Source organism: Aerococcus sp. L_32, from assembly GCF_050689315.1.
The window spans coordinates 1-763 of sequence record NZ_JBOEQF010000893.1 but is presented as its reverse complement, the minus strand read 5'-3'; the positions used below and the strand labels follow the sequence as shown (position 1 = coordinate 763).

General features: G+C 39.2%; 1 protein-coding gene. It reads left to right on the top strand.

The genetic code is table 11. The features are described from left to right. The first annotated feature begins 375 nt into the window (after positions 1–375). A complete protein-coding gene (gene dhaM / locus ACRCJ0_RS17165; RefSeq protein ID WP_431391369.1) occupies positions 376–762 on the top strand; it encodes a dihydroxyacetone kinase phosphoryl donor subunit DhaM in 387 nt (128 codons plus the stop codon). Position 763 lies beyond the last annotated feature (1 nt).

Genomic DNA, 763 nt, shown 5'->3' with positions numbered 1-763 from the left:
TTTCATTGCTTTTGTATTTGAACGGTCAGGACTGTAATCTTTTAAAATATCTACCATACTCGTGCCTCCTATAATTTGTCTATTCTTGTCTTGATATTTTCATTCTATCATACCTAATAGGACTTTGATTCAAGGGACAATCGCTTAAAGGTAATCGTTTTAAACTATCAAAAACTTGGCTAATTCTGGTCCCAACGCTTGTCGAGCCTTCAGGGCAATGATACGTAAGTATAAATAATACAAAGGCTTACTCACTAATAATGCCAGCCCATTTAAGTCCCAATGGCTGTTGCTTGTTGTCTTAACTTTTTTTTGATAAAATGTAAGCGCGTACATGAAATTTTACAAAAACTTACATATGGAGGCTTTTCTTATATGACAAATTTACTAATATTAGTGTCCCATAGCCAAACCATCACAGAGGGTCTAAAAGAATTATTAGAAACCATGGTACCAGATGACAACAATGCCTTTTCAGTCATTGCTGCAGGGGGTACCGAAGATGGCGAAATCGGTACGTCCGTCAGCAAAATTACGGAGGCCATTTTTGCTAATACGGACAAGGAAATTTTCATCTTCACGGATATGGGATCAGCCGTCTTATCGGCGGAAACGGCGCTAGACTTCGTGGAGGACGAGATAAAAGCCCATATCCACCTTGTTGAAGGGCCACTGGTTGAAGGGGCTTATGTGGGTGCTGTTCAATCAACCATTAACCGTACACCAGACCAAATTTTAGAAGCCATTAAAGAACAAAGCTAAA